Annotated in this window: 31 protein-coding genes; 15 read left to right on the top strand and 16 right to left on the bottom strand. The window is 68.1% G+C overall.

Features of this window, described 5'->3' with window-relative positions; translation table 11 throughout:
• Positions 1 to 17: 17 nt before the first annotated feature.
• Complete coding sequence (locus ACIQLD_RS01515; RefSeq protein ID WP_021200733.1) at positions 18 to 299, top strand: hypothetical protein; 282 nt, start codon at positions 18 to 20, stop codon at positions 297 to 299.
• A gap of 89 nt (positions 300 to 388) precedes the next feature.
• Here the strand turns inward: ACIQLD_RS01515 and ACIQLD_RS01510 are convergent, their stop codons facing one another.
• The 3 genes from ACIQLD_RS01510 to glgA all read right to left on the bottom strand — a co-directional run bounded on the left by ACIQLD_RS01510 (position 389) and on the right by glgA (position 2725).
• On the bottom strand, positions 389 to 646 hold the full coding sequence (locus tag ACIQLD_RS01510; RefSeq protein WP_021200734.1) for a type B 50S ribosomal protein L31: 258 nt from the start codon (positions 644 to 646) through the stop codon (positions 389 to 391).
• Positions 647 to 737: 91 nt separating this feature from the next.
• The gene (locus ACIQLD_RS01505) at positions 738 to 1523 is read right to left on the bottom strand and encodes an ABC transporter ATP-binding protein (protein WP_402604238.1); all 786 of its coding nucleotides are present in this window, start codon (positions 1521 to 1523) and stop codon (positions 738 to 740) included.
• Positions 1524 to 1540: 17 nt separating this feature from the next.
• Positions 1541 to 2725, bottom strand: a complete 1185-nt coding sequence (gene glgA, locus ACIQLD_RS01500; RefSeq protein WP_402604235.1) for a glycogen synthase — start codon at positions 2723 to 2725, stop codon at positions 1541 to 1543.
• Between the two features lie 46 nt (positions 2726 to 2771).
• On the opposite strand from glgA, the gene ACIQLD_RS01495 reads away from it, so the two are divergent.
• From ACIQLD_RS01495 to ACIQLD_RS01485, 3 genes are read left to right on the top strand one after another with little or no spacing between them, the layout of a single operon-like run.
• Entirely contained in the window at positions 2772 to 4013 is a 1242-nt protein-coding gene (locus tag ACIQLD_RS01495) for a glucose-1-phosphate adenylyltransferase (protein WP_402604233.1), read from the top strand.
• A gap of 49 nt (positions 4014 to 4062) precedes the next feature.
• A complete protein-coding gene (gene serB / locus ACIQLD_RS01490) occupies positions 4063 to 4698 on the top strand; it encodes a phosphoserine phosphatase SerB (RefSeq protein ID WP_402604231.1) in 636 nt (211 codons plus the stop codon).
• Positions 4699 to 4744: 46 nt separating this feature from the next.
• Positions 4745 to 5440 (top strand): alpha/beta fold hydrolase, encoded by a 696-nt coding sequence (locus ACIQLD_RS01485; RefSeq protein ID WP_402604229.1) that lies wholly within the window; start codon positions 4745 to 4747, stop codon positions 5438 to 5440.
• A 15-nt stretch (positions 5441 to 5455) separates the two neighbouring features.
• On the opposite strand, the gene ACIQLD_RS01480 is transcribed toward ACIQLD_RS01485, so the two are convergent.
• The gene (locus tag ACIQLD_RS01480) at positions 5456 to 6166 is read right to left on the bottom strand and encodes a beta-ketoacyl-ACP reductase (RefSeq protein WP_402604227.1); all 711 of its coding nucleotides are present in this window, start codon (positions 6164 to 6166) and stop codon (positions 5456 to 5458) included.
• Between the two features lie 140 nt (positions 6167 to 6306).
• Here ACIQLD_RS01480 and ACIQLD_RS01475 point away from each other — a divergent pair, with 140 nt between their 5' ends.
• The 4 genes from ACIQLD_RS01475 to ACIQLD_RS01460 are packed head-to-tail and all read left to right on the top strand — an operon-like array spanning position 6307 to position 8240.
• Positions 6307 to 6840 (top strand): DUF4190 domain-containing protein, encoded by a 534-nt coding sequence (locus tag ACIQLD_RS01475; protein WP_402604224.1) that lies wholly within the window; start codon positions 6307 to 6309, stop codon positions 6838 to 6840.
• A gap of 52 nt (positions 6841 to 6892) precedes the next feature.
• Positions 6893 to 7240 (top strand): DUF3099 domain-containing protein, encoded by a 348-nt coding sequence (locus tag ACIQLD_RS01470; RefSeq protein ID WP_402604221.1) that lies wholly within the window; start codon positions 6893 to 6895, stop codon positions 7238 to 7240.
• Positions 7237 to 7431 carry a hypothetical protein gene (locus ACIQLD_RS01465; protein ID WP_402604218.1) on the top strand — a complete coding sequence of 65 codons (195 nt, stop codon included), beginning with the start codon at positions 7237 to 7239 and terminating at the stop codon, positions 7429 to 7431. The genes ACIQLD_RS01470 and ACIQLD_RS01465 overlap by 4 nt, the downstream gene beginning before the upstream one ends.
• A complete protein-coding gene (locus ACIQLD_RS01460; protein WP_402604216.1) occupies positions 7428 to 8240 on the top strand; it encodes an SURF1 family protein in 813 nt (270 codons plus the stop codon). Before ACIQLD_RS01465 ends, ACIQLD_RS01460 begins: the two co-directional genes overlap by 4 nt.
• A gap of 4 nt (positions 8241 to 8244) precedes the next feature.
• On the opposite strand, the gene ACIQLD_RS01455 is transcribed toward ACIQLD_RS01460, so the two are convergent.
• Genes ACIQLD_RS01455 through abc-f form a run of 3 tightly spaced genes read right to left on the bottom strand, consistent with a single transcriptional unit; the run spans position 8245 to position 10962 of the window.
• The gene (locus ACIQLD_RS01455; RefSeq protein WP_402604213.1) at positions 8245 to 8694 is read right to left on the bottom strand and encodes a cupin domain-containing protein; all 450 of its coding nucleotides are present in this window, start codon (positions 8692 to 8694) and stop codon (positions 8245 to 8247) included.
• Positions 8691 to 9314: a pyridoxal 5'-phosphate synthase gene (locus ACIQLD_RS01450; protein WP_402604211.1), complete on the bottom strand. Its 624-nt coding sequence runs from the start codon at positions 9312 to 9314 to the stop codon at positions 8691 to 8693. Before ACIQLD_RS01450 ends, ACIQLD_RS01455 begins: the two co-directional genes overlap by 4 nt.
• Positions 9315 to 9363: 49 nt before the next feature.
• Complete coding sequence (gene abc-f / locus ACIQLD_RS01445) at positions 9364 to 10962, bottom strand: ribosomal protection-like ABC-F family protein (RefSeq protein ID WP_029261766.1); 1599 nt, start codon at positions 10960 to 10962, stop codon at positions 9364 to 9366.
• A gap of 163 nt (positions 10963 to 11125) precedes the next feature.
• Here abc-f and ACIQLD_RS01440 point away from each other — a divergent pair, with 163 nt between their 5' ends.
• From ACIQLD_RS01440 to ACIQLD_RS01425, 4 genes are all read left to right on the top strand, one after another.
• A complete protein-coding gene (locus ACIQLD_RS01440) occupies positions 11126 to 11743 on the top strand; it encodes a DedA family protein (protein WP_402604209.1) in 618 nt (205 codons plus the stop codon).
• Positions 11744 to 11748: 5 nt separating this feature from the next.
• Positions 11749 to 13011, top strand: a complete 1263-nt coding sequence (locus tag ACIQLD_RS01435) for a sensor histidine kinase (protein ID WP_402604206.1) — start codon at positions 11749 to 11751, stop codon at positions 13009 to 13011.
• A complete protein-coding gene (locus ACIQLD_RS01430; protein ID WP_402604204.1) occupies positions 13008 to 13679 on the top strand; it encodes a response regulator in 672 nt (223 codons plus the stop codon). The genes ACIQLD_RS01435 and ACIQLD_RS01430 overlap by 4 nt, the downstream gene beginning before the upstream one ends.
• Before the next feature lie 98 nt (positions 13680 to 13777).
• Positions 13778 to 15103, top strand: coding sequence for an acyltransferase (locus ACIQLD_RS01425; RefSeq protein ID WP_402604202.1), 1326 nt, complete (start codon positions 13778 to 13780; stop codon positions 15101 to 15103).
• 1 nt (position 15104) lies between these two features.
• On the opposite strand, the gene ACIQLD_RS01420 is transcribed toward ACIQLD_RS01425, so the two are convergent.
• Both ACIQLD_RS01420 and ACIQLD_RS01415 read right to left on the bottom strand, forming a co-directional pair.
• Positions 15105 to 15698 carry a CbiQ family ECF transporter T component gene (locus ACIQLD_RS01420; RefSeq protein WP_402604200.1) on the bottom strand — a complete coding sequence of 198 codons (594 nt, stop codon included), beginning with the start codon at positions 15696 to 15698 and terminating at the stop codon, positions 15105 to 15107.
• Positions 15695 to 16399, bottom strand: a complete 705-nt coding sequence (locus tag ACIQLD_RS01415) for an energy-coupling factor ABC transporter ATP-binding protein (protein ID WP_402604198.1) — start codon at positions 16397 to 16399, stop codon at positions 15695 to 15697. The genes ACIQLD_RS01420 and ACIQLD_RS01415 overlap by 4 nt, the downstream gene beginning before the upstream one ends.
• A 70-nt stretch (positions 16400 to 16469) precedes the next feature.
• Here ACIQLD_RS01415 and ACIQLD_RS01410 point away from each other — a divergent pair, with 70 nt between their 5' ends.
• A complete protein-coding gene (locus ACIQLD_RS01410; RefSeq protein WP_402604195.1) occupies positions 16470 to 17054 on the top strand; it encodes a TetR family transcriptional regulator in 585 nt (194 codons plus the stop codon).
• On the opposite strand, the gene ACIQLD_RS01405 is transcribed toward ACIQLD_RS01410, so the two are convergent.
• The 7 genes from ACIQLD_RS01405 to sufB all read right to left on the bottom strand — a co-directional run bounded on the left by ACIQLD_RS01405 (position 16996) and on the right by sufB (position 23698).
• Entirely contained in the window at positions 16996 to 18387 is a 1392-nt protein-coding gene (locus tag ACIQLD_RS01405) for an MFS transporter (protein ID WP_402604193.1), read from the bottom strand. The two genes, ACIQLD_RS01410 and ACIQLD_RS01405, sit on opposite strands and share 59 nt — an antisense overlap.
• A complete protein-coding gene (locus ACIQLD_RS01400; RefSeq protein ID WP_402604190.1) occupies positions 18384 to 19538 on the bottom strand; it encodes a MalY/PatB family protein in 1155 nt (384 codons plus the stop codon). Before ACIQLD_RS01400 ends, ACIQLD_RS01405 begins: the two co-directional genes overlap by 4 nt.
• 88 nt (positions 19539 to 19626) lie before the next feature.
• Positions 19627 to 19956 (bottom strand): metal-sulfur cluster assembly factor, encoded by a 330-nt coding sequence (locus ACIQLD_RS01395; protein WP_021200756.1) that lies wholly within the window; start codon positions 19954 to 19956, stop codon positions 19627 to 19629.
• A 9-nt stretch (positions 19957 to 19965) separates the two neighbouring features.
• On the bottom strand, positions 19966 to 20736 hold the full coding sequence (gene sufC, locus ACIQLD_RS01390; protein ID WP_017830404.1) for a Fe-S cluster assembly ATPase SufC: 771 nt from the start codon (positions 20734 to 20736) through the stop codon (positions 19966 to 19968).
• 3 nt (positions 20737 to 20739) lie between these two features.
• Positions 20740 to 21066 (bottom strand): non-heme iron oxygenase ferredoxin subunit, encoded by a 327-nt coding sequence (locus ACIQLD_RS01385; RefSeq protein WP_017830403.1) that lies wholly within the window; start codon positions 21064 to 21066, stop codon positions 20740 to 20742.
• The gene (sufD, locus tag ACIQLD_RS01380) at positions 21063 to 22280 is read right to left on the bottom strand and encodes a Fe-S cluster assembly protein SufD (RefSeq protein WP_402604185.1); all 1218 of its coding nucleotides are present in this window, start codon (positions 22278 to 22280) and stop codon (positions 21063 to 21065) included. The genes ACIQLD_RS01385 and sufD overlap by 4 nt, the downstream gene beginning before the upstream one ends.
• Positions 22280 to 23698: a Fe-S cluster assembly protein SufB gene (gene sufB, locus ACIQLD_RS01375; protein WP_402604183.1), complete on the bottom strand. Its 1419-nt coding sequence runs from the start codon at positions 23696 to 23698 to the stop codon at positions 22280 to 22282. Before sufB ends, sufD begins: the two co-directional genes overlap by 1 nt.
• Before the next feature lie 233 nt (positions 23699 to 23931).
• Between sufB and ACIQLD_RS01370 the strand changes: the two genes are divergently transcribed.
• The gene (locus ACIQLD_RS01370) at positions 23932 to 25038 is read left to right on the top strand and encodes a heme A synthase (RefSeq protein WP_402604181.1); all 1107 of its coding nucleotides are present in this window, start codon (positions 23932 to 23934) and stop codon (positions 25036 to 25038) included.
• 66 nt (positions 25039 to 25104) lie between these two features.
• A complete protein-coding gene (locus ACIQLD_RS01365; protein ID WP_402604178.1) occupies positions 25105 to 25587 on the top strand; it encodes a hypothetical protein in 483 nt (160 codons plus the stop codon).
• Positions 25588 to 25649 lie beyond the last annotated feature (62 nt).

Raw genomic sequence — 25649 nt, 5'->3', positions numbered from 1 at the left:
CGCCTACTCTGGAGCACATGGAACAGGGAGTGGGTGTGCTCGTCACGGTCGGAGTGCTGCTGCTCCTGGTCTCGGCGGTGATCGTCGTGATCGCCTTCGGCTTCTCGAGGGTGCCGATCGAGAAGAAGTACGAGACCAGTGGAGGGGGACTCGGCGGCGCATTCGACGCCGTCTGGTCTCCGTCTGCGCACGAGGCAGGTATCGAGCGCGACCGCCAGACGCAGCGGACAGCCCCGGCACCATCGCCGGGCGATCCTCCGGACACGATCGACGACGGCCGGATCCGACTCGACCTCTGAGGCTTCGGGCACGGCCGCGAACGCAGTGCCCGGGGAACGCAGAAGGCCCCACGCTCCGAGGAGCATGGGGCCTTCTGCGTTGGCGGTCGTTACTTGGACGAGCCGCCGAAGCCCTTGAAGCGCTGGTTGAACTTCTCGACGCGGCCGGCCGAGTCCATGATGCGCTGCTTGCCCGTGTAGAACGGGTGCGAAGCCGAGGAGATCTCGACGTCGATGACGGGGTACTCCACACCGTCCAGCTCGATGGTCTTGTCGCTCGAGACGGTCGAACGGGTGAGGAACGTCTCTCCCGAGCCGAGGTCGCGGAACACGACAGCCTTGTACTCGGGGTGAATGTCAGTCTTCATGGGATTCCTTAGTTGCTGCCCTGGATTGTGCCAGGGACGAGGGAAGTCTGCGGTGCAGAGAGCACCAAGGGTCGATTCTATCAGACCCGGATCAGGATGCCGCGCGGGCGGCGTAGCGGCCGTCTTCGCTGCTGAGCACGATCGGCATGCCGAACGTGTCGGTGAGCGCCTCGGCCGTGAGCGTCTCGGCGATCGGACCCGCGGCGACGACGGCGCCCTCGCGGATCAGCATCACGTGAGTGAATCCCACGGGGATCTCCTCCACGTGGTGCGTGACCATCAGCATGGCGGGGGTGGTCGGAGACGAGGCGTACCCGCTGAGGAGCGCGAGCAGCTCTTCACGGGAGCCGAGATCGAGCGAGGCCGTCGGCTCGTCGAGCAGCAGCAGCTCCGGGTCGGTCATGACGGCACGCGCGATCTGGACCCTCTTCTGCTCTCCGTCGCTCAGCGTGCCGAAGGTGCGGTCGGCCAGGTGGTCGAGGCGCCAGTCGCCGAGGACCCGGAGCGCGCGACGCTCGTCGATGTCCTCGTAGTTCTCGTTCCAACGGCCGAGCACGGAGTATGCGGCGGTGAGCACGGTGTTGAGGACCGTCTCATCACGAGGCACCCGCTTGGCCATCGCCGACGAGGCGAAGCCGATGCGCGGGCGCACCTCGAACACGTCGGTGCGACCGAGGGTCTCCCCCAGCACCGTCACCGTTCCCGCCGTCGGATGCATGAGGGTGTCGGCCAATTGCAGGAGCGTCGTCTTGCCCGCGCCGTTCGGGCCGAGGATCACCCATCGCTGATCATCGTCGACCTTCCACGTCACGTGATCGATGATGTTGCGCCCCTCACGGCGCACGACGACGTCGGTGAATTCCAGAGCGCTCGGCATGCCTCCAGCCTATCGGCTCATGCGGTCAGCTCCACGTAGAGCGCGCGCGTCGTCTCGGCGATCGCGGCCCAGCTGAACTCGTTGCGCGCCCGCTCCCGTCCGGCCTCGCCGTACGCGCGTGCCCGATCCGGGTCCATCGCGACCTCCGTGAGCACCGCGGCCAGATCCGCGACGTAGCGCTCCGGATCGACCGGCGTACCCGTGCCGTCCTGTACCTGCTCGATCGGGACGAGACGCCCGGTCACGCCGTCGGCGACGACCTCGGGGATCCCGCCGGTCGCGGTTCCGACGACCGCCGCGCCGCACGCCATCGCCTCGAGGTTCACGATCCCGAGCGGCTCATAGACAGACGGACAGACGAACGTCGTCGCAGCCGTGAGGATCGCCGAGAGCTCGTCGCGCGGCAGCATCCGCTCGATCCAGATGACTCCGTCTCTCTCCCGTTGGAGCAGCCGGACTCCCTCGTGGACCTCCGCCATGATCTCCGGTGTGTCCGGAGCCCCGGCGCAGAGCACCAGTTGCACCTCGGGCGGCAGCAGACGCGCGGCCTGCAGCAGATACGGCAGCCCCTTCTGCCTCGTGATGCGCCCGACGAAGACGACGGACGGTCGGGCGGGGTCCATGCCGATCGACCGCAGGAACTCGTCGTCGCGCACCGGACGCCAGCGTTCGACGTCGATCCCGTTGTGGATCACCCGCACCTTCGCCGGATCGACGTGCGGGTAGCTGCGCAGGATGTCTGCACGCATCCCCGCGCTCACGGCGATCACCGCCGCGGCGTTCTCGTAGGCCAGGCGCTCGATCCCGCTCGAGACGGCATAGCCGCCACCGAGCTGCTCCGCCTTCCACGGCCGGAGGGGTTCGAGGCTGTGCGCCGTGAGGACGTGCGGGATTCCGTGGAGCTGCGAAGCGAGGTGACCGGCGAAGTTCGCGTACCAGGTGTGGCTGTGCACCAGATCGGCCTCGGCGATGGCCGAGACGATCTCCAGATCCGTGCCGAGCGTCTGCAGAGCGGCGTTCGCCCCGGCGAGCTCCGCGGGCGTGCGGTAGGCGAACGTACCCGCCTCGTCACGGGGAGATCCGAACGCGCGGACCCGCACGTCGACGTGCTTCCTGAGGGCCGCGACGAGCTCGGCGACGTGCACGCCGGCACCGCCGTAGACCTCCGGCGGGTACTCCTTCGTGATCATTTCAACTCGCATGTCTGAACGCTAGTACAGCGACGATGATGGCATCTATGGTGGAGCCATGTCCGCTCCAAAGAAGGTCTTCGGGATCATCCTCGCCGGCGGCGAGGGCAAGCGCCTCATGCCTCTCACGGCCGATAGAGCGAAACCCGCAGTGCCCTTCGGCGGACAGTACAGACTCATCGACTTCGCGATCTCGAACCTCATCAACTCAGGGCTGCGGCAGATCGTGGTGCTGACGCAGTACAAATCGCACAGCCTCGACCGGCACATCTCGCAGACCTGGCGGATGTCAGCCCTCCTCGACTCGTACGTGACCTCTGTGCCGGCCCAGCAGCGTCTCGGCAAGCGGTGGTTCTCCGGCTCCGCCGACGCGATCCTGCAGAGCATGAACCTCATCAACGACGAGAAGCCGGACATCGTCGTCGTGATCGGCGCCGACCACGTGTACCGCATGGACTTCCGCCAGATGCTCGAGGCGCACATCGCGTCCGGTGCGAAGGCGACCGTCGCCGGCATCCGCCAGCCGCTCGCGCTCGCATCGCAGTTCGGCGTGATCGACGCCGACGCGGAATCCGGACGGATCAAGCAGTTCCTGGAGAAGCCGACCGACATCGCGGGCCTCGAGGACTCGCCCCACGAGGTGCTGGCCTCGATGGGCAACTACATCTTCGACGCCGACGCGCTGATCGCCGCCGTCGAGGCCGACGGCGAGTCTCCGGTATCGGGACACGACATGGGTGGCGACATCGTCCCGTACTTCGTGGAGCGCGGCGAGGCGGGCTACTACGACATGAAGCAGAACGAGGTTCCCGGGTCATCGCCACGTGACCGGTCGTACTGGCGGGACGTGGGAACGATCGACTCGTTCTTCGACGCGCACAGGGACCTCATCTCGACGCTGCCGGTGTTCAACCTCTACAACATGGAGTGGCCGATCCATTCGCAGGCGGTCAACTCCCCGCCGGCGAAGTTCGTCCGAGACTCGGTCGGGCGCATCGGCAACGCGATCGATTCGATCGTCTCGCTCGGTTCCGTGCTGTCGGGCACGCACCTGGAACGCAGCGTGGTCGGCCCGTGGACGCTCGCCGGAGGAGGATCGACCATCACGGACTCGGTGGTGTTCGACCATGTGCACGTCGGCCAGGGAGCACGCATCCATCGGGCGATCCTCGACAAGAACGTGGTGCTCGCCGACGGAGCGACGGTCGGCGTGGACCGCGAACGAGACCTCGCGCGTGGCTTCACCGTCACCGAGTCCGGTATAACCGTCGTGGGCAAGGGCGTCTTCATCGACCGCTGAGCGCGTCACGCGGCATGTCGACCGCTCGAGTGATCGCTAGGCTCGACGGGTGACTGCCGCGCGATTCCTCGTCGTCCTCGATGCCGACTCCACACTCATCCGCAACGAGGTGATCGAGCTGCTCGCCGACGAGGCCGGACGGCGCGCCGAGGTGCAGGCGGCGACGGAGGCGGCGATGCGCGGAGAGGTCGATTTCTCGACGAGCCTGCGCACCCGGGTCGCGGCCCTGCGAGGCGTGCCGGTGTCGGCCTTCGAGCGCGTGCGTGCACGGATCGAGCCCACGCCCGGCGTGCGTGAGCTCACCGCGGCTGTCCACGCACGTGGAGGCGTCGTCGGCGTCGTCTCTGGAGGCTTCCACGAGATCCTCGACAGCGTCGCGCCCGCCCTCGGCGTCGATCGCTGGCGAGCCAACCGACTCGACATCGCAGACGGCGTGCTGTCGGGCCAGGTCGACGGTGACATCGTCGACGGCACGGCGAAGGCCTCTTCCCTTCGGGAGTGGGCGGCAGAGCTCGGCGTCGCCCCGCATGCGACCATCGCGGTCGGCGACGGCGCGAACGACCTGCCGATGATGGCGGTCGCCGGTCTCGGCCTCGCCTTCAACGCGAAGCCCGCCGTGCGCAAGGCCGCGAGCCTCGTGATCGGCCCGCAGGATCTGGCCGAGGTCATCGCCCTCCTGCCATAGGCGGACACCGGTGGAGAATGTCCGAAGCCACGACTAGCGTCTGCTCATGGACATCATCCTCATCCCGGGACTCTGGCTCGATGCGTCCAGCTGGGAAGAGGTGATCCCACGCCTCGAACAGGCCGGGCATCGCGCACATCCGCTGACCCTCCCCGGTCTTGGCGCGCCCGCCTCGGCTTCGTCGGAGATCGGCATCGCCGAGTGGATCGCCGCTGCCGTCGATGCCGTCGATTCCCTGCCGGGAAAAGTCGTGGTGGTCGGCCACAGCGGCGGCGGGAACGTCGCATGGGGCGTCGCTGATGCGCGCCCTGAGCGCCTGGACCGGGTCGTCTTCGTCGACACGGTTCCGCCGCCGCCGGGGAGCGGGATCAGCGAGTTCGAGATCGTCGACGGAGTCGTGCCCTTCCCCGGATGGAGCTTCTTCCCGGACGACGACGTGAGCGACCTCGACGACGCGACGCGAGCGCGCACGGCTCCGCTCACCCGCAGTGTTCCCGCGAGGGTGCCGACCGACGGCATCGCGCTCGAGAACCCCTCCCGTCATCGGGTTCCGGTGACGCTGCTGATGGGCGGCCTCGATCAAGGCGCGTTCGAGGGGATGATCGGTCAGTGGGGCGCGTACGGCGACGAGTACCGTGCGATCGACGACGCCGAGGTCGTGCGCATCGGCTCCGGCCACTGGCCGCAGTTCTCCGCTCCCGAGCGGCTCGGCGAACTCCTCAGCGCGGTGATCGCGCGCTGAACGACCAGATCGCGGTCAGTGTCCCATCCCGAGACCGCCGTCGACGGGGATGACCGCGCCCGAGATGTACCCGGCGTCGTCGCCCGCGAGCCATGTCACCACACCCGCGACCTCATCGGGTGTGGCGAAGCGTGCGGCCGGGATGCTCGCCTTGTACTGCTTCTGGGTCTCTTCGGGGAGCTCCGCGGTCATGTCGGTCTCGATGAATCCGGGAGCGACGACGTTGGCGGTGATCCCGCGCGCGCCGAGTTCACGGGTGATCGATCGCGCGAAGCCGACCAGAGCGCTCTTCGAGGCCGAGTAGTTGGCCTGGCCGGCGGAGCCGTAGAGGCCCACGACGCTCGAGATCAGGATGATGCGGCCGAAGCGTGCGCGGAGCATGCCCTTCGAGGCACGCTTGACGACGCGGAACGTGCCTCCCAGATTCGTCGCGACCACGCTGTCGAAGTCGTCTTCACTCATGCGCATCAGCAGGGTGTCCTTGGTGATGCCGGCATTCGCGACGACGATCTCCACCGGTCCGAGCTGCTGCTCCACCTCGGTGAACGCCGCGTCGATGGCGGCGGCATCCGTGACATCCGCCCGGACGGTGAGGGTCCCCTCCGGCCCTTCGCCGCTGCGAGCGGTGACCGCGACGCGGTAACCGTCCCGCACGAAACGCTCCGCGATCGCACGACCGATGCCGCGGTTTCCGCCGGTGACGAGGACGACGCGCTCAGCGCTCATGGGGACACTCCTGCTCTGGGCCGGTGGCTCGGGGTTCCGAGCCGTCATCGATCCTACCGACGATGCCCGCGACGACCGTCGTCCCGCGTTAGACAGGTCTGGACGCTGCTGGGACTCTGTTCGAGACGAAAGGCTTCCTCGTGAGCGAAAACCACATCCCGTCTCCCGGTGCCGAGCCGCCGTTCACACCGCCACCACCCCCGGTCCGGATTCCCGCAGCCCCTGCGTCCGCCGCTGCGCTTCCCGCGTACCCGGTGCAGCCCCCGCCGCAGCCGACGCAGAGCTATCCCGGTGCCCCGCCCACCTATGCACCCCCCGGCGGACTCCCGCCCGCACAAGCGGCATACGCCCCGTACGCTGCACCGACCTACCCCGCCGTCGCGCCGCGTCCCACGAGTGGACTCGCCGCCGCAGCGCTGATCTGCGGAATCGCCGGGGTCGTCCTGTTCTGGGCCCTCATCCCGGTCCTCGCGTCGATCGCGGCGGTCATCACCGGTCACATGGCACTCGGACAGATCAAGCGCGACCCCGGGATCGGCGGGCGCGGCCTCGCCATCGCCGGCCTGATCCTCGGGTACGCGGTGATCGCGCTCAGTGCCATCACGCTCGTGGGCACCATCATCAGCTTCCTGTTCGTCGGCGCTTTCAGCCTGCCTTTCCTCTTCTCGGGCTGAGCGGGAGCAACGGCACGCCGGGAGGCTCGTACCGGCGTAGGCTTGAGGCATCGTGAAGAACGCGCGTCAAGTCCCGGCCGTCACCTCACTGCCGCAGTCTCCGCGGGATGAGGCTGACCATCGTGTGCGCCGTTATGTCCTGACGATGTCCATCCGCATCGCGTGCTTCGCGCTCATGGTGCTGGTCCAGCCGTACGGGTGGTACACCTGGGTCTTCGGTGTCTCCGCGGCCGTGCTGCCGTACATCGCCGTGGTCTTCGCCAACGCCGGCAGCGACAGCACCGAAACCGGTGCCGAGTCGCCGGTGCAGGAGCTCGCTGCCCCGGGGCCGACGCCGATCGAGACCGACACGACCACTCCCCCGGTGTTCACGATCCACGAAGGCCCGAAGGACCGATGACAGACCTCGTATGTTCGCGCGCCGGCTGCCGGAGCGCGGCGACCAGACAGGTCGTGTGGCGCAATCCCCGCATCCATGCCGCCGACCGGGAGAAGATCTGGTTGGCGTGCGACGAACACGTGGACTACCTCCGCGACTACCTCGCGGCACGTGACTTCCCGGTGACCGTCCGCGACGGAGTCCCCGCATGAGTCGACGGCTGACCCGCTGGGGCGTGTACGTGCTCATCGCGATCGGCTTCGCGATCGCCTGCGTGTTCCTGTCGCACTGGCAGTTCGAGCGCAACGAGTCACGCGCCGCGCAGATCGAGCTCGTCGAGCAGAACTACGACGCGAAGCCGGTCCCGCTCTCCGACCTCATCGGGGAGGACGGCGCGCTCGATCCCTCCGACGAGTGGCGTCCGGTGACCCTGCAGGGCGAGTACCTGGCCGACCAGCAGCTCCTGGTGCGCAACCGGCCGCACGGCGGGACGAGTGCCTTCGAGGTGCTCGTCCCGTTCCGCGATGCCGATGGCCGCGTCTTCATCGTCGACCGTGGATGGGTGCCGCCGGGTGACGGAGACGCACCGGATTCCGTTCCGGCGCCGCCGAAGGGCGAAGCCGAGGTCACCGTTCGTCTTCGACCGGGCGAGCAGGTTCCGGCATCGGGACGTGGCGCGCCCGAAGGTCAGGTGCCGACCATCAATCTGCCGACCATCGCCGATCTCGTCGACGGTGACGTGATCACCGGAGCCTACGGACGGGTGATGAACGAAGAACCGGCCGGCGCAGGGGCACTGGGCGGATTCGACTCCCCCACCGACGATCCGGGTCCGCACCTGTCGTATGCGATCCAGTGGATCCTCTTCGCGCTGATGGGCTTCATCTTCATCGGATACATCATCCGGACGGAGATCGTGAAGCACCGCGAGGAGGTCGAGGGAGTCCAAGCCCCCGTCAAGAAGTCGCGCCGCAAGGACCACGACGCCGACGTCGAGGACGAACTGCTCGACGTGCGGTGACTCTTCAGCCGGTGCTCGGTCGGTCCGACCATGGCATCGGGCGCTCCGGCAGCCGCGAGCTGTCGTCCGGAAGGTGCGGCAGTTCCTCGCCGCCGGCGCGGAGACAGAGCCAGCGCAGTTCGCCCGGACTGTCCGGTCGCGCCCGCCACGTGCGAGCGACGCCCTGACCGACGCGGATCACGGTACCGGGGCCGACCTCCACCACATCGTCGTCCAGCCCCATCTGCCCTCGCCCTCCGAGGAACACGTAGACCTCTTCGATCTTCCGGTGCACGTGCCAGTAGCCGGCCTCTTCGCCCGGCTCCAACGCGTTCGCGGTCATCCCGATGTACTGCATCGTCAGCTCATGGTCGACGACGCGACGCCCGTCGCGCGATCGTGCGGCATCGAAGCCACCATGGTGGGTGCGCCACTCGTCGAGCGACCCGATCTCGAGCACCTGATAACCGCTCATGTCCGCTCCCCTGCGACTCTATCTCTCGCCACACCGGCGACCTCGCCCGTCACGGTGCGGCTCCAGCCGCCGTCCGTGCGCTGAAAGACGATCCGGCTGTGGTTCCGGTCCGCCGCTCCCTGCCAGAACTCGACCCGCGCCGGGACGATCCTCCAGAGCACCCATTCCCCCGGCGCGACACCGCGACGAGCGTCAGCCGACCGCGCGGCGAGATCGGCGGCGCTCTCCGCCTCCGACGCTTCCTGGATCATTCCCCGGACCCGCACAGCCCGTCGGAGCGGCTGCCACCAGAAGTTCAACGCCGCGGCAGCGCGTGCGGCGATCTGCTCGCCCTTGCGGGACGAGCGCGTCCCGGCGAACGCCCATCCTCGCGCGTCGACGTCCTTGAGGATCAGTGTCCTCGCATCCGGCACGCCGTCATCGTCGACCGTCGCCAGGGTCGCCGCGTGCGGTTCCGCGACCCCGCTCTCGGCCGCCTCCCCGATCCAATCGACGAAGAGCGGCACAGGATCATCGGGAAGCGCTGCGAGATCGAGCGTCGGTGCGACCCCCGTAAGAGAAGGCTGCCCACGCAACCACTCTCTGAGCGCTGACGAAGATGGGGGCTGCGCTGTCGGCATGCTCCCGACTATGCCACGAATCCGCCACGTGCTCACGTGGCCAGGGGCGTCAGGCGAGCTCGATGAGGTCCTGGTACTCCTGGCTCCAGATGTCCTCGACGCCGTCCGGCAGGATCAGAACGCGCTCCGGGTTGAGGGACTGCACGGCGCCCGGATCGTGGGAGACGAGCACGACAGCACCCTCGTAGTGCGCGAGCGCACCGAGGATCTCCTCGCGCGATGCGGGGTCGAGGTTGTTGGTCGGCTCGTCGAGCAGCAGCAGGTTCGCGGACGAGACCACGAGCGTCGCGAGTGACAGACGCGTCTTCTCTCCACCGGAGAGGACCCCTGCGGGCTTGAGCACGTCGTCACCCGTGAACAGGAACGACCCGAGCACCTTGCGCGCCTCGGTCTCGGTGATGTGCGGCGCGGCCGAGACCATGTTCTCGAGCACCGAGCGGTTCACGTCGAGGTTCTCGTGCTCCTGCGCGTAGTAGCCGACCTTGAGGCCGTGCCCCGGCTCGAGCTGTCCCGTATCGGGCTGGTCGACGCCGGCGAGCATCCGCAGCAGGGTGGTCTTTCCTGCACCGTTGAGTCCGAGCACGACGACCTTGGAGCCGCGATCGATCGCCAGGTCGACGTCGGTGAAGATCTCGAGCGAGCCGTACGACTTCGACAGTCCGCTCGCCATCATCGGCGTCTTGCCGCAGGGCGCCGGCTTCGGGAAGCGCAGCTTCGCGACCCGGTCTTCCTGACGGACCTCGTCCAGACCCGCCAGCAGCTTCTCGGCGCGCGCGATCATCTGATGCGCGGCTGCGGCCTTCGAAGCCTTCGCACCGAAGCGGGCAGCCTGCAGCTGCAGCGTCGTCGCCTTCTTCTCGGCGTTCGCCCGCTCCTTCTTGCGGCGCTCCTCGTCGGCCACCCGCTGACGCAGGTAGTTCTTCCAGTTCATGTTGTACGTGTCGATGATCTGGCGGTTCGCATCGAGGTAGAACACGCGGTTCACGGTCTCGCCGACGAGCTCGACATCGTGGCTGATCACGATCAGCCCGCCCTTGTAGCCCTTGAGGAACTCGCGCAGCCACACGACGCTGTCGGCGTCGAGGTGGTTGGTCGGCTCGTCGAGGATCATCGTCTGCGCGTCAGAGAAGAGGATGCGCGCGAGCTCGATTCGACGGCGCTGACCACCCGACAGCGTCGACAGCGGCTGGTCGAGGATGCGGTCGGGCAGCGAGAGGTTGTTGGCGATGGACGCCGCCTCCGCCTCGGCCGCGTAGCCGCCCTGCGCCTCGAACTGCTCGGTGAGGCGGGCGTAGCGCTTCATCGCCTTGTCCGCGACCGCGGGGTCGTCCGAGCCCATGGCGAGGGCAGCCTCGGTCATCCCGAGGTTCAGCTGACCGAGCCCACGGGCATCGAGGATGCGCGTGCGCGCGAGATCTTCGGGATTGCCCGAACGAGGGTCCTGCGGCAGGTAGCCGAGTTCTCCGGAGCGGGTCACGCTTCCACCGGAGGGCAGCACATCACCCGCGAGCACCTTGGTGAGCGTGGTCTTCCCGGCCCCGTTGCGGCCGACGAGTCCGATCTTGTCTCCATCGGCGACGCGGAACGAGACGTTCTCCATCAGCAGGCGCGCGCCAACGCGGATCTCGAGGTCGTGCACGGCAAGCACAGCGGACGTCCGTTCTTTCAGGGAGGGTGTTCGGCCGATCGGCCAGCCTCCCAGTATAAGCGGCGTCGCCGGGAGTCGCGCTCAGCAAGATCAGTCCAGAGGGTGAGCGCTCCGATACCCCAGAGGGATGCTCGGCTCGGGGACCGCTGCATAACGTACGGGAGTGGACATCATCAACGAGCTCATCATGCAGGCGATCGCCTCGCCCTGGCTGTACCTGGTCCTCTTCGCCGTCACCATCATCGACGGGTTCTTCCCCCCGATCCCGAGCGAGACCGTGCTCGTCGCGGCGGCGGCCGTGACCGCATCCACCGGCGAGGGGAACCTGGTGCTCCTGGGAATCGTCGCCGCGGTCGGTGCGGCCATCGGAGACAACGTCGCGTTCTTCATCGGGCGGGCTCTGGGCACCGGCCGGTTCGCGTGGATGCGGCGCCCGCGCGTGGCGGCAGCGTTCGCTCACGCCCAACGTGCGCTCGATCGTCGCAGCGCCACACTGATCCTCGGCGCCCGCTACATCCCGGTCGGTCGGGTCGCCGTCAACATGAGCGCGGGCGCTCTCCACTTCCCCTGGCGGCGCTTCCTTCCCCTGAGCCTCATCGCCGGGGTCAGCTGGAGCGTGTTCAGCCTCGCGATCGGTCTGCTCGCCGGCGCCTGGATCAAAGACCAGCCCCTGCTCAGCGCCGGGCTCGGCATCGTCATCGCGCTCGTCATCGGGTTCGTGATCGACCGGATCGCCGCGGCCCGTCGCCGCCGTGCGCCGGCGCCCCAGCTGGCAGGATGACAGTCATGGCACGACGCCGGGAGCGCACACCGCTCCGCCAACGGATCAACCGCCGCACCTCAGCCCTCGTGGCGCTGGGTGCGGCGGTCGTGGCGCTGTACGCGGTACTCGTCCCGCTGCAGACCGTCTTGTACGGCACCCCGCTGCCGCTGTCGTTCATCCTCGGAGCCGCGTTGTGCGCTTCGCCGCTCCTCGCGATCTCCCGTCCCCACTGGGCCCTCCTCCTGTTCACCGCGAGCGCGTTCACCCTCCCGCTCACCGTCATCCCGGAACTGGCGATCCAATCCCCCTGGCCCTGGTCCGTCCCGGCGCTCTTGGTCTTCGTCCTCTTCGTGGGTGTCGTGACGTTCCTCCACGGGACGCGGATCGGAGCCTTCACCCTGATCCTCGGCGCCATCGCCTCTCTTCTCGCTCCCGTGCTCCGGCCCGATATGGTCGCCCTTCCCGCGTCTTCCGCCAGCGCCACCGCCGACCTCATCGTCACGACCGCCGTCGCATCAGCGATGTTCCTCATCTCAGCACTGATCGCCGGGCGGGTCCGAGTCGCCGCGGAGCTGACGCGCGAGAAGGAGCACAGCGCGCTCGAGGAGGCCAGGAGGGCACTGGTCGAAGAGCGGACGAGGATCGCCAGGGAATTGCACGACGTCGTCGCCCACAGCATGTCGGTGATCCAGGTGCAGGCCTCGACGGCGAAGTATCGCATCCCCGAGCTCGACGCCGCCGCCATCGCGGAGTTCGACGACATCGCGGCCACCGCCCGGACCTCGCTCACAGAGATGCGACGCATGCTCGGGGTGCTCCGCACCGAAGACCAGAGCGCAGAACTCGCCCCCCAACAGGGCATCGACGACATCCCCGCCCTGGTCGACAGCATCCGCCGTGCCGGCGTGGACGTCGGGCTCGTCCTCGAGGGAACCGAGGCCGCCTCCGCCACCCCTGCCGTTCAGATCGCCGCCTTCCGCATCGTCCAAGAGGCGCTGAGCAACGCCGTGCGACATGCACCCGGTGCGCGCATCGCCGTGCGTGTGCGGGCCGAAGCCCGCAGCATCCGCATCCTGGTGCACAACGACGCCCCACCGCGCCACGCCGAGAGCCACGGGGCCGGCTACGGGCTCCGAGGCATGCGGGAGCGCGCCGAGATCCTCGGCGGCAGTCTCTCCGCCGGCCCCGCGTCCGACGGCGGATGGGATGTCGACGCCGTCCTCCCCCTCGACACCGACCCGGCTGGCGCGCCCGCGCCCGCTTCCCCCGACAAGGAGAGCCTGTGATCATCAGCGTCCTCATCGCCGACGACCAGGCCATGGTTCGAGCCGGATTCGCCGCGCTCCTCGACGCGCACGACGGTATCCGTGTCGCCGGGCAGGCAGCGAACGGTGCAGAAGCGGTCACCCTCGCGGCGCGTCTCGATCCGGATGTGATCCTCATGGACGTACGGATGCCGGAGCTCGACGGGATCGAGGCGACACGTCGCATCCTCGGACCCTCCTACCCGGCCGCGCACGTGCCTCGAATCCTGATGCTCACCACGTTCGACATCGACGACTACGTGTACGACGCCCTCGAGGCCGGCGCCAGCGGCTTCCTGTTGAAGGACGCGCTGCCGGAGGAGCTCGTGCACGCGGTTCGGGTCGTCGCAGGGGGTGATGCGCTGCTGGCGCCCAGCGTGACGCGACGGATGATCGAGCAGTTCGCCGGTCGGCGCCCCCGGGCACCGCGCTCGGCGACGGCCCTGGCTGAGCTCACCGATCGCGAGCGCGAGGTTCTCGTGCTCATCGGCCGTGGACGTTCCAACACCGAGATCGCCGCCGAGCTCTTCATCGCGGAACAGACCGTCAAGACGCATGTCGGCAAGGTGCTCGCGAAGCTGAACCTGCGCGATCGTGTGCACGCCGTGATCCTCGCGTACGACACCGGACTCGTCGAACCGTCGTCCTGACTCACCCCGTCGTAGGGGGTCGTGACGGCACCCACGGGTGATGCCTTCGCCTGCACCACGTCCATAGTCTCCTGGAACACCGCTTCCGAGGAGGACTCATGGCCATCGTCCAGGCACCGCGCGCCGTCAGCATCACGGCTCCCCCACGCGCATCCCGCGACACCGGGATCGACTTCCTGCGGGCCCTCTGCGTCCTCGGGGTCGTGCTCCTCCACGCCATCATGGTCGGTGTCACGGTGACCGATTCCGGACCTGTCTTCGCCAACGCCAGCGACGGGACGGGGTGGATCGCGCCGCTCAGCTGGTTCCTGCAGGTGATGCCCCTGTTCTTCGTCATCGGAGGGTTCTCCGGGCTGCTGGCCTACCGGCGTATGCGTCAGCGCGGAGGCACGGCCGTCGGCTTCGTCGCCGGCCGTGTGCATCGACTGCTGCGTCCTGCGATCTTCACCATCTCGGTCATCGCGCTCGCACTCGCGCTGCTCACGGTCTTCGGCGTTCCCGCCGACCTCATCGCCACGGCGGGGTTCCGATACGGCCAGCCGCTCTGGTTCCTGGGTGTCTTCCTGCTCTGCCAAGCCCTGCTCCCGGTTCTCGCCTCCGCCCACGAACGCGCGCCGCTGCGCACGATCGTCGCGCTGACGCTCGCCTCGATCGCCGTCGACGTGCTGCGTGCAGCCACCGGCCTCGACGGGCTGGGATTTCTGAACCTCGCCTTCGTGTGGATGACCCTGCAGCAACTCGGCTTCTTCCTCGCCGACGGTCGCATCGACCGCCTCCGCAGGCGGGTGCGCGCCACCGCCGGGATCACGGCCCTCCTGCTGCTCATCGCGACCTTCGCCTTCGGCATCTACTCCCCTGACCTCATCGCGAACATCAACCCTCCGACGGCAGCGCTCCTCCTCGTCGGCGTCGTGCACACCAGCCTGCTGTCACTGCACCGCGAGCGCCTCGAACGGTTCAGCCGGCGTCCTCGGGTCGCCGCGTTCACCGGCTTCGTGACGGTGCGCACCATGACGATCTACCTCTGGCACATGCCGGTGCTGCTGCTGATGGCCGGCGTCACCGCGGTGTACGCACTCGTCACCGGAGCCGGGCTTCCGGAGGTGGACAGCGCGGATTGGTGGGCCGGGCGCCCCCTCTGGTTGGCGACGGCTCTGATTCTCACCGCCCTCGCCGCCGTCGCCTTCACACGATTCGAGTCGCAGGCCGCGCCTGCGGCGACGACATCGACGCGCCGCATCGTCATCGGAACCCTGAGCGGTCTCGTCGGCATCGTGCTTCTTCTGGCGCTCGGCACGTCGGTCGCGACGGCGCTGATCGCGATCGCACTGATCGGCGCTTCGCTCCGGTTGTCGTCGCTGTCGGGCTTCCAGCGATCGACACCGCGGCCGCCGACCACTGTGCGCGTGCCTGCACCGGCCTGAGTCAGCCCAGGCCCCGGGCCGCCAGAGCGTCGCCGACATCATCCGCGTGCCGCAACGCGAGCACCAGCAGCGGCACGACGGTGCGTATGCCCAGGCGCACATCGCGGGCCAGCTCGGCCTCGCGCACGCGTGCAGCGAACCCGGCGATCACCGGGATCGTGGTGAGGGTGAGCGATATCGTCAGCGCCACCGCGGCCGGATCGCCCCCGACGCGGCGGAGTGGACGGAGGAGACGGTGGAGCACGGCGAGAAGGTCCGACATCCGGGTGGTCAAGGTCAGCAGGTTCGCCAGGAGCAGCACCGCCACGACCCTCCCGGTGCTGATCCATGCCGCGACGGGCGACACGAAGATGAGCAGGGCGGCGGCGAGGACGAGGACGATCCAGCGCAGACGCCAGGTCTCCGTGACGAGCTCACGGAACGGCAATCCGCTCAGGCCGTACAGCCCCACGACGATCGCGAGCGAGACGCCGATGCTCAGCGAGTCGTGCGGATACAGCGAGAGCGTGAGGGCGCCGACAGCGAGTGCCGCCAGTTTGAACCCTGCCGGCACTCTGTGGACGAGCCCCGTTCCCGGACGGTAGAGCGAGATCATGCGCACGACCGGCGGTAGGCGTCGATCACGCGCGCCGGCTCGCCGGAGGCGGCGATCCTCCCATCGTCGAAGAGCAGCGCAGTGTCGCAGCGGGCAGCGAGGTCGAGGTCGTGCGTGACCACCACCACCTGTGCCTGTGCCTGCTGCGCGAGAAGGAGGTCGCCGATACGGCGGGCGTTGCGCAGATCCAGGAGCGTGGTCGGCTCGTCGGCGACGATCACGCGGGGCTGCGCGATGAGCACCGATGCCAGTGCGAGCATCTGCTTCTGTCCACCCGACAACGTCGACGCGGCAGCGCCAGCGTGCGCGCCCAGTCCGTTCGTATCGAGGGCCTCCCGGACGCGGGCGGCCGCTTCCGCCTTCGGGCGACCGCGCAACGACAGCGCGAGGTCTTCGGCGGGGGTCGGCATGAGGATCTGTGCATCCGGATTGGTGAACACGAACCCCACGAGCCGACGCACCGCCGCACGATCGTGCACGGTGTCGTACCCGTGCACCCGTACCGCACCGCTGTGAGGCGCTATGAGTCCGTTCAGCAGCCTCGCGAACGTCGACTTCCCCGAACCGTTCGCCCCGATCACGGCGATCGTGGAAGCCGTGAGCTCGACGCTGATGTCATGCAGCACCGAACGCCCATCGAGTTGCACCGACACCCGGTCGAGGGCGATCGGAGCCACGCCGACCTGAGAGGAACTCGCCACCGTCACCGTCACCCTCTCCGCCACCGACCTGAACACTGTTCACCTGAACGTCGTTCACTATAATCGGAGCATGAGCCCAGAGCACAATCCGGCACGCCACGACCGCGACAGCGTGGCCAGGAGCGCCCTCGCCCTGCTCGACGAGGTGGGGCTCGCCGACCTCTCGATGCGGCGCATCGCCGCCGGGCTCGACGTGCGGCCCAGCGCGCTCTACTGGCACTTCGCGAGCAAGCAGGAGCTGCTCGCCGAACTCGCCGACCGGATCACCGCATCGATCCCTCGCGGAAGCGCCGACGTCCTCACGACCGCGCGCGGCATCCGCGACGCCCTCTTCGCCTACCGCGACGGCGCGGAGCTCGTCCTCAGCACCTATGCCCTCCAGCTCGGCTCGTCGCAGGCGCAGACCGCGCTGACCGATGCGCTACGCGCGCAGGGAGCCTCCGATGCAGACGACCGCGGAGCCGCGATCCTGCACTTCGTGCTCGGACACGCGACCCTCGTGCAGCAGCGCATGCACGCCGACAGCCACGGCGCCCTGCCCGACGCCGGCGACGTCGATGTCACCGCCGGGCTCGATCGCGTCTTCGACCTCGGGGTCACCGCCCTCGCGGGAGCTCTCCTTGCACCGGCGACTCCGCCGCGTGCCCGAGCCTGAGCCCGGGCACCACGGCCAGCGCGACGAGCGCGATACAGAACGCGAAGACCGCACTGAAAGCGCCGGCTTCTCCGCCGAGTGTCGCGACGCCGAGACCGGCGAGAGCGATGGCGATGGCCGATCCGGCCGCATCCGAGATCGACAGCGCCGAGGAGTTGAACCCCTGGTCGGTCTCGTTCGAGTACGCCAGGGTCAGCACGGTGAGGCGTGGATAGAGCAGCCCCATCCCCCCGCCGGCGAATGCCCAGCCGACCACGACGATCGCGGCCGAGACGTCGAACATCGCGGCCATCAGCACGCACAGCATCGCGATCAGGAGTGCGCCCAGGCTGATGCTCGTGATCCGGTGATTCCCCAGTCGCTCTCCGAATCGTCCCTGCAGGGCAGAGGCCCCCGCCCAGGCGAGGGCCGCGAGCATCAGAGCGACGCCCGCCCAGGTCGCGCTGAAGTCGAACTTCTTCATGAGCAGATAAGGGATGTAGGCCTCCGCGGCGAAGAAGGCTCCCGCTACGATCCCCCGCATGAGCACCACGCTCGGAAGCCCCAGCCCTGCCCGCAAGGTGCGCCGCGGCAGCAGTGGCAGCACGGCGAAGCCGATCGCCAGCACGGCGCCGAGCGCCACCGGCCATCTGATCGATGAGGTCATCTCGGCGGAGAAGCCGACCACGACGGCGAGGACAGCGACGACGACCGCGAGCACCAGCCGGACGACGAGCACCCGGCGATCCTGCGGCTCTCCCCGCCCGAGGTCGACACCGCGGAGGCGGACGGCGATCATCACGAATGCTCCCGCCGTGAGCACTGCCACGCCCAGGAAGGCCCAACGCCAATCGAGGTACTCGGCCACGGCGCCCGCCAGGAACGGACCGACCATCGACGGCACGACCCACGCCGCGGCGAAGGCGGCGAAGATCCGACCGTGCAGATGGGGCGGATACAAGCGTGCGACCACGACGTACAGTGCGACCGTCTGCCCTCCCGTCCCGAGCCCCTGGACCAGGCGACCGATCAGGAACTGATGCATCGTGACGGCGAAGCCCGAGAGCAGCAGGCCGATGATGAACAGCGTCACCGCGACGTAGAGGGCGCCGCGCGGCCCGCGGGCATCCGACCAGGCTCCGGTCGCGACCATGCCGATCACGCTCGTCGCCAGGGTTCCCGCGAAGGCCACCGCGAACAGGGCCTCACCGTCGAGCGCCTCGCTGACGATCGGCATCACCGTCGTGACGGCCAGAGCCTCGATCGCCGCGAGGAAGATCAGCGCGACCGCACCGAGGGTCACCCAGATGCGTTGGCGGTCCCAGATCGTCGCGGCGTCGGCCGCGGCGGTCATCGGCCGACGAGCGACGCGATGCGCTCGATGGCTTCGGTGAGGATCTCCGGGCTGGTGCCGAAGTTCAGTCGCACGTGGCCCGCGCCCTCCGCACCGAACGCCGGCCCGAAGTGCAGGGCCACCTTGGCGTCCTTGAGGATGCGCCGAGCGGGGTTGTCCCCCCACTCCAGCGCGGACAGATCGATCCAGGCGAGGTAGCCCGCATCGGGGATGCGGTAGCGCGCGCCCGGAAGACGTGCGGCGAGAAGATCCTCGAGCAGCACGCGGTTCTCCTCGAGAGTGCGCAGCAGACCGTCGAGCCACGCATCGCTCTCCTCCGAGAACGCCGCGACAGCCGCGAGCAGACCGAACTGCCCTGTTCGCCATTCGACCTCGACCGGAAGACCCCGAACGACAGCACTGGTCTCGTCGTCGGCCGTCACCATGAGGGCGCATTTGAGGCCTGCGAGGTTGAACGCCTTGCTGGCGCTCACGACCGCGTAGCCCACCCTCTGCGCGGCGTCGCTCACGGCCAGGAAAGGGGTGAACCCTGTCCCCGGCTGAGCGAGCGGGGCATGGATCTCGTCCGAGACGACCGCGACGCCGAACTCGTCGGCCAGCTCCGCCAGCGCGGCGAGACTGCCCCGATCGTGCACCGTGCCGGTGGGGTTGTGCGGGTTGCAGAGCAGGATCGCCGTCGCACCGTCATCGAACGCTGCGCGGATCCCGTCGATGTCGAGCTCCCAGCCGGTGCCGGTGTCGCGAAGCGGTACGCGCTCGACCTCTGCACCGGCCTCGGCGACCAGATCATAGAAGGGTGGGTACACGGGCGGGGTCACGACGACCCGCTCCCCCGGCTGCGTCACGCGACGCAGGATCTCGACGATCCCCATGCTCACGTCAGCGGTGCTGCGCATACGGGCCGGGTCAGGGTCCCACCCGTAGCGTCGGCTCGCAAAAGCCGCGAACGACTCCGCGAGCGGCGTCCGCGAGGCGACATACCCCGTGTCGCCGAGCTCCACCGCACGCTGCAACGCCGTCGAGATGGCCGGAGCCAGCGGGAAGTCGGTCTCCGCGACGAACAGCGGCAGGACGTCGGCGGGGTACTCCCGCCACTTCTCGCTGCTGCGCTCGCGAAGCTCCGCAAGAGGCAGAGCCTTCACCTGAAGCATTGGTTCTCCCGAGGTTCCGACACGCGCCGTCGCGGTGTCATCCGATCCGACGCGCGTCGATGATGCCTTCCGGCAATGCTCCTGCGGGTCAGATAGCGAAGCCGAGAGCGCGCATCATGTCGCGCCCGTCATCCGTGATGCGCTCCGGGCCCCACGGTGGCATCCAGACCCAGTTGATCCGGAAGCGATCGACGACGCTGTCCAGAGCCTGGGCGGTCTGGTCCTCGAGCACATCGGTGAGCGGGCAGCCGGCGCTGGTCAGCGTCATGTGGATGACGAGAGCATCGTTCTCGTCATCCCAGGCGAGGTCGTAGATGAGGCCGAGGTCGACGACGTTGATCCCGAGCTCGGGGTCCATGACGTCTTTGAGAGCCTCGGTGACCGCGTCGTACTTCTCGTCCGTGAGGGTCGCTGTCATGCGATCAGCCTACGCCTCGATGGGGGCTGCAGGGTCGAGGAAACGGTCGTATCCCTCGTTCTCCAGCCGGTCTGCGAGCTCGGGGCCGCCCTCTTCGACGATCTTGCCCGCGACCACGACGTGCACGAAGTCGGGGCGGATGTAACGGAGGATGCGGGTGTAGTGCGTGATCAGCAGCACGCCGAGTCCGGTCGACTCCTTCGCACGGTTGACGCCCTCGGAGACGATCTTGAGCGCGTCGACGTCGAGGCCCGAGTCGGTCTCGTCGAGGATCGCGAACTTCGGCTTCAGCACCTCGAGCTGCAGGATCTCGTGACGCTTCTTCTCGCCACCGGAGAAGCCCTCGTTGACGTTGCGCTGTGCGAACTTCGGGTCCATGCGCAGGTTCGACATGGCCGCCTTGACGTCCTTGGTCCAGCCGCGGATCGCCGGTGCTTCACCGTCGAGTGCCGTCTTGGCCGTGCGGAGGAAGTTCGTCACGGTGACGCCCGGGATCTCGACCGGATACTGCATCGCGAGGAAGAGGCCGGCACGGGCCCGCTCGTCGACGCTCATCTCCAAGACATCCTGGCCGTCGAACGTGATGGAGCCGGAGGTCACGGTGTACTTGGGGTGACCGGCGATCGTGTACGCCAGAGTCGACTTGCCCGAGCCGTTGGGGCCCATGATGGCGTGGGTCTCACCCGTGTTCATGGTGAGGTTGATTCCGTTGAGGATCGGGGTGGTCCCCGCCTCGGTCTCGACCGTCACATGCAGGTCGCGGATCTCGAGAACAGACATTCTTCAGACTTCCTTAATCACAGTCGGATCGATGAGCACGTCGTCGCCGTCGATCTGGACGACATAGACGGGGACGGGCTCATATGCGGGGAGATTCTGGGGCTTGCCGGTGAGGAGCGAGAAGGCGGAGCCGTGAGCCCAGCACTCCACCGTGTCACCCTCGACGAAGCCCTCGGACAGCGAGATGTCGCCGTGGGTGCAGGTGTCGCCGATGGCGTGGATGACTCCCTCGCCGTCTTTGATCACCGTGATGGGCACGCCGCCCGGGTCCACGCGCAGCGGCATGTCCTGCTCGAGGTCGGCGACACCGCAGACGCGCTCGGCGGTCATGCACTCACCTCGGCGAGCTCCGTCTCGATGGCCGCCAGCAGCTCGGTCTCGAGGGCGGGGATGCCGAGGCGCTGCACGATGTCGGTGAGGAATCCGAGCACGACAAGGCGTCGCGCCTCTTCCTCTGTGATGCCGCGCGCCTGCAGGTAGAACAGCTGCTCGTCGTCGAAGCGACCGGTGGCACTCGCGTGTCCGGCGCCGAGGATGTCGCCGGTCTCGATCTCGAGGTTCGGGATCGAGTCGGCGCGTGCGCCTTCCGTCAGCACCAGGTTGCGATTCGCCTCGTACGAGTCGGTTCCCGTCGCATCGGCGCCGATCAGCACGTCGCCGATCCAGACGCTGTGCGCGCCCTCGCCCTGCAGCGCACCCTTGTAGAGGACGTCGCCCTTGGTGTGCGGCCCCTTGTGGTGCAGGTAGACCTGGCTCTCGAGGTGCTGTCCGGCGTCCGCATAGGAGAGACCGTACAGGTACCCCTCGGACCCGGCACCCGTCAGCTCGACGCTCGGGTTCACGCGGACTACTCCGCCCCCGAAGCTGATCACGAAGTGCCGCAGAGTCGCGTCTGCCCCGACCGTGGCCTGGTGAGCGGACGCGTGGACGGCGTCGTCTTCCCAGCGCTGAAGGCTGATGACCGTGAGCTTGGCTCCGTCACGCACGATGATCTCGACGTTCTGCGCGTACTGCGCGGAACCGGAGTGCGCGAGCACGACGGTGCCGCGCGAATGCGGGAGAGCCTCGATGAGGATCTGCCCGAACGCGCGCTTGTCCGCACCCGTCCCCTCGATGGGGACGATGATCGGCTCGTCGAGTTCTGCCTCAGCCGGAATCTGCACGTGCAGACCGCGGGGGCCGTGCTTCCACGCGAGGGCGCTCGGCAGGTCCTCGGGGCGGAAGAACTCGCCGTACGGGCCCTTCTCGTCCGCGGACGGCTCGAGGAAGGCCTCGGCCGCGTCGAGGCCGTAGGTCAACGCATCCGCATCACCCGGCTCGTCGGCGAAGAGTCCGCCGAACTTGGCGACCGGCGTGTGCTTCCAGTTGACCTCGCGCCCGGTAGGGGCACCGAAATCGGCGGGTTCGAAGGAGTGCGGGCGCTCGGAACGAGTCTGCACCGGGACGAATCCCGCCGCGGCGACCTGGGCCGCCGGGTCGATGTGAGCGCCTTCGGGCGCGTTGCTGTGCTGCGCCTCGGCAGGCGCTGTCGTCGAGGCCGTCACTAGCCGACCGATCCTTCCATGCCCATCTCGATGAGCTTGTTCAGTTCCATCGCGTACTCCATGGGAAGCTCACGCGCGATCGGCTCGATGAAGCCGCGCACGATCATCGCCATCGCCTCGTCCTCCGGCATGCCACGGGACTGCAGGTAGAACAACTGCTCCTCGCTCACCTTCGAGACCGTGGCCTCATGGCCGAGCTGCACGTCGTCGACACGGATGTCGATCGCCGGGTAGGTGTCGGAGCGGGACTTGGTGTCGACGAGCAGCGCGTCACAGCGCACGGTGTTCGCCGAGTGGTGTGCCGCGGCATCCACTCGCACCTCGCCGCGGTAACCGGCACGGCCGCCTCCGCGAGCGATCGACTTCGAGACGATCGACGACTGCGTGTACGGCGCCATGTGGATCATCTTGGCGCCGGCATCCTGGTGCTGACCGGGACCGGCGAAGGCCACCGACAGAGTCTCGCCCTTGGCGTGCTCGCCCATCAGGTAGATCGACGGGTACTTCATCGTCACCTTGGAGCCGATGTTGCCGTCGACCCACTCCATGGTCGCACCCTCGTACGCCACGGCGCGCTTGGTGACCAGGTTGTAGACGTTGTTCGACCAGTTCTGGATCGTCGTGTACCGAACGCGGGCGTTCTTCTTCACGATGATCTCGACGACGGCCGAGTGCAGGGAGTCCGACTTGTAGATCGGAGCCGTGCAGCCCTCGATGTAGTGGACGTAGCTGTCTTCGTCGGCGATGATCAGCGTCCGCTCGAACTGCCCCATGTTCTCGGTGTTGATGCGGAAATACGCCTGCAGCGGGATCTCGACATGCACGCCCTTGGGGACGTAGACGAACGAGCCGCCCGACCACACGGCCGTGTTGAGTGCGGCGAACTTGTTGTCGCCCGCGGGGATGACGGTGCCGAAGTACTCCTCGAAGAACTCCGGGTGCTCGCGCAGCGCCGTGTCGGTGTCCATGAAGATGACGCCCTGGGCCTCGAGGTCCTCGCGGATCTGGTGGTAGACGACCTCGGACTCGTACTGAGCAGCGACGCCGGCCACGAGCCGCTGGCGCTCGGCCTCGGGGATGCCGAGGCGTTCGTAGGTCTCACGGATCTCGGCGGGAAGGTCTTCCCATGTCTGCGCCTGCTTCTCGGTGGAGCGGACGAAGTACTTGATGTTGTCGAAGTCGATCTCGCTGAGGTCGGCGCCCCAGGTCGGCATCGGCTTGCGCCCGAAGAGCTGGTATCCCTTGAGACGGGTCTTCAGCATCCATTCGGGTTCGTTCTTGAGGCCCGAGATCCCACGGACGACGTCTTCCGAGATGCCTCGTTTCGCGATGGCACCCGCAGCATCCTCATCGTGCCAGCCGAATTCGTACACCCCCAGACCGTCAAGCTCCGGGCGGTCGATCAGCACATCCGACATCCAACACTCTCCTCACAGGTCCCAAACGGTGTCATCCGCCCCGACACACCTGATCCCCGTCGAGTCTGCGGGAGCGGGTGCCGTTGGTGGGCCCTCATCACCGGCGCTTCCATCGCGCCTAAACTGTTGACGATGCTTCAGCGCTGTCAGCGCTCATCGCAACAATCCGATTCTACAGGTTCCGCCTGACAGACGGGCCATGCCCGCCGCGTCTCGTGCGGTCCGGAGGACTTATGCCCGAGACGATGATCCCCGCCACCTCGACGACGCCGGCGGTCCCCGCTCGTTCCGCGTCCTGGGGGCGCGCGTTGACGGTCTTCGCGTGGTTGTCGTTCATCAGTGAGACCATCATCATCGGCACCGGCGGAGCCGTCCGCCTCACCGGCTCGGGGCTCGGATGCTCGGACTGGCCGCTGTGCACACCGGACTCCCTGGTGCCGATCCTCGAGGTGCAGGGCATCCACGGGATCATCGAGTTCGGCAACCGCCTGATGACCGGCGTCGTGGGTATCATCGCCCTGGCCGTCGTGCTGCTGGTCCTGCATCTGTTCAGCGGAAAGCGCGGCCTCGTCAACGCCCTCTGGTTCGCGGCCGGCGGCATCGTGGCCGCGGGCGTCGCCTACGCCATCGCCGCGCCGTTCCACATCCCCGCCTTCCCCATCGCCTCCGGAGTGCTCCTCATCGCGGTCATCGCGGCGGCGGTTCATTCCGTGCGCACGGCACCGGCCAGACGCGACCTCGTCCTGCTCGCCTGGCTCACGCTGATCGGCGTGGTGGCGCAGGCGCTCGTGGGCGGCATCACGGTCCTGACCGGGCTCAACCCCTTCATCGTCGGCTTCCACTACACCTCGTCGCTGCTGCTCGTGTGCATCACCGCCGCCTTCCTTGTGCGCCTGAAGACCGCTCCCGGACCGCGCGAACGCGCGGTCCCCACCTGGTTCGCCGTCGTCACCCACGTGACCGGGCTCGCCCTGGCGGTGACCATCGTGTTCGGCGTGCTCACGACCGGTTCCGGCCCGCACTCGGGCGATGCCGACGTGCTGCGACACGGCTTTGATGCGACGGTGCTCGCGCACGTGCACTCGTGGCCCGGCTACATCCTCGCGGCGCTTGTCCTGTTCCTGACGATCTCCGCCTGGGTGCTGCGGCTCGAGCCGCGCCGCTGGCTGCTCGTGCTCGTGCTGGCGATCGCCGTGCAGGTCGGAGTCGGCGTGTGGCAGGCCAGGGAGGGACTCCCCCCGCTCCTCGTCGGCATCCACATGGTCTTGGCCTCCCTCTCGGCCGCGACGTACACGGTCGTGGTGCTGCACCTCAAGCGCACGGTTCCCGTCGACGCCTGAGGTCGCACAGTCCATACATAGCTTTCACATCGCGGACTCATCAGCGCATCCGCGAGGGTGGGCGACATGAACAAGTCACTCTCACGAAGCATCGGATTCTGGCTCCTCCTGGTCGTCTCCCTCGCCACCACGGCGGTCGGCACCTGGTTGATCTCGGGTCAGATCGCCACGATGACGACCACGCTGCTCGATGGCACGGCCACCGGCGTCGAGGTGTACGTCGGCCAGTCGCTCGTCGTGGTGGGTGCCGGTGTGCTCGCAGCCGGAATCGTCGGCATCCTGCTGACCCTCGGGCTCGTCGCTGCGCGATCGCTCGTCCCCACGCCCGCCCCGGCCGTCGTCGAGGCGATCGACTGGACCGTCGAAGCCGACGAGACGTCCACCCCCGACGCCGTCACCCCAGTGGTCGATGACACCACCCCGACGACCGACGCCGTGCCGGCGATCGACGACGCGGGCACCGATGTCGCCCCCGAGACCGAGGCGTCGCAGGACGACGTGCCCGCGACCGAAACGAAGCCGGACGACTCGCCGTCGATCACCCGCTGATTCGCAGAGCCGAGACGACGGAGCGGCGCCGAGGAATTCCTCGGCGCCGCTCCGTCGTCTCA

The organism is Microbacterium sp. NPDC091662 (genome assembly GCF_044756705.1).
Taxonomy (GTDB): domain Bacteria; phylum Actinomycetota; class Actinomycetes; order Actinomycetales; family Microbacteriaceae; genus Microbacterium.
The sequence above is the reverse complement of the archived record's forward strand: the minus strand, read 5'-3'. Positions and strand labels throughout refer to the sequence as shown.

Excerpts from the sequence above, each read along its gene's own strand:
- ACIQLD_RS01365 (WP_402604178.1), top strand. The coding sequence starts at position 25,105 with ATGAACAAGTCACTCTCACGAAGCATCGGATTCTGGCTCCTCCTGGTC.
- ACIQLD_RS01485 (WP_402604229.1), top strand. The coding sequence starts at position 4,745 with ATGGACATCATCCTCATCCCGGGACTCTGGCTCGATGCGTCCAGCTGG.
- sufB (WP_402604183.1), bottom strand. The coding sequence starts at position 23,698 with ATGTCGGATGTGCTGATCGACCGCCCGGAGCTTGACGGTCTGGGGGTG.
- ACIQLD_RS01460 (WP_402604216.1), top strand. The coding sequence starts at position 7,428 with ATGAGTCGACGGCTGACCCGCTGGGGCGTGTACGTGCTCATCGCGATC.
- ACIQLD_RS01510 (WP_021200734.1), bottom strand. The coding sequence starts at position 646 with ATGAAGACTGACATTCACCCCGAGTACAAGGCTGTCGTGTTCCGCGAC.
- ACIQLD_RS01425 (WP_402604202.1), top strand. The coding sequence starts at position 13,778 with ATGGCCATCGTCCAGGCACCGCGCGCCGTCAGCATCACGGCTCCCCCA.
- glgA (WP_402604235.1), bottom strand. The coding sequence starts at position 2,725 with ATGCGAGTTGAAATGATCACGAAGGAGTACCCGCCGGAGGTCTACGGC.
- ACIQLD_RS01495 (WP_402604233.1), top strand. The coding sequence starts at position 2,772 with ATGTCCGCTCCAAAGAAGGTCTTCGGGATCATCCTCGCCGGCGGCGAG.
- ACIQLD_RS01405 (WP_402604193.1), bottom strand. The coding sequence starts at position 18,387 with ATGACCGCCGCGGCCGACGCCGCGACGATCTGGGACCGCCAACGCATC.
- ACIQLD_RS01505 (WP_402604238.1), bottom strand. The coding sequence starts at position 1,523 with ATGCCGAGCGCTCTGGAATTCACCGACGTCGTCGTGCGCCGTGAGGGG.
- ACIQLD_RS01480 (WP_402604227.1), bottom strand. The coding sequence starts at position 6,166 with ATGAGCGCTGAGCGCGTCGTCCTCGTCACCGGCGGAAACCGCGGCATC.
- ACIQLD_RS01420 (WP_402604200.1), bottom strand. The coding sequence starts at position 15,698 with ATGATCTCGCTCTACCGTCCGGGAACGGGGCTCGTCCACAGAGTGCCG.
- ACIQLD_RS01450 (WP_402604211.1), bottom strand. The coding sequence starts at position 9,314 with ATGCCGACAGCGCAGCCCCCATCTTCGTCAGCGCTCAGAGAGTGGTTG.
- ACIQLD_RS01410 (WP_402604195.1), top strand. The coding sequence starts at position 16,470 with ATGAGCCCAGAGCACAATCCGGCACGCCACGACCGCGACAGCGTGGCC.
- ACIQLD_RS01455 (WP_402604213.1), bottom strand. The coding sequence starts at position 8,694 with ATGAGCGGTTATCAGGTGCTCGAGATCGGGTCGCTCGACGAGTGGCGC.
- ACIQLD_RS01515 (WP_021200733.1), top strand. The coding sequence starts at position 18 with ATGGAACAGGGAGTGGGTGTGCTCGTCACGGTCGGAGTGCTGCTGCTC.
- ACIQLD_RS01395 (WP_021200756.1), bottom strand. The coding sequence starts at position 19,956 with ATGACAGCGACCCTCACGGACGAGAAGTACGACGCGGTCACCGAGGCT.
- ACIQLD_RS01435 (WP_402604206.1), top strand. The coding sequence starts at position 11,749 with ATGGCACGACGCCGGGAGCGCACACCGCTCCGCCAACGGATCAACCGC.
- ACIQLD_RS01465 (WP_402604218.1), top strand. The coding sequence starts at position 7,237 with ATGACAGACCTCGTATGTTCGCGCGCCGGCTGCCGGAGCGCGGCGACC.
- ACIQLD_RS01400 (WP_402604190.1), bottom strand. The coding sequence starts at position 19,538 with ATGCTTCAGGTGAAGGCTCTGCCTCTTGCGGAGCTTCGCGAGCGCAGC.
- sufC (WP_017830404.1), bottom strand. The coding sequence starts at position 20,736 with ATGTCTGTTCTCGAGATCCGCGACCTGCATGTGACGGTCGAGACCGAG.
- ACIQLD_RS01385 (WP_017830403.1), bottom strand. The coding sequence starts at position 21,066 with ATGACCGCCGAGCGCGTCTGCGGTGTCGCCGACCTCGAGCAGGACATG.
- ACIQLD_RS01370 (WP_402604181.1), top strand. The coding sequence starts at position 23,932 with ATGCCCGAGACGATGATCCCCGCCACCTCGACGACGCCGGCGGTCCCC.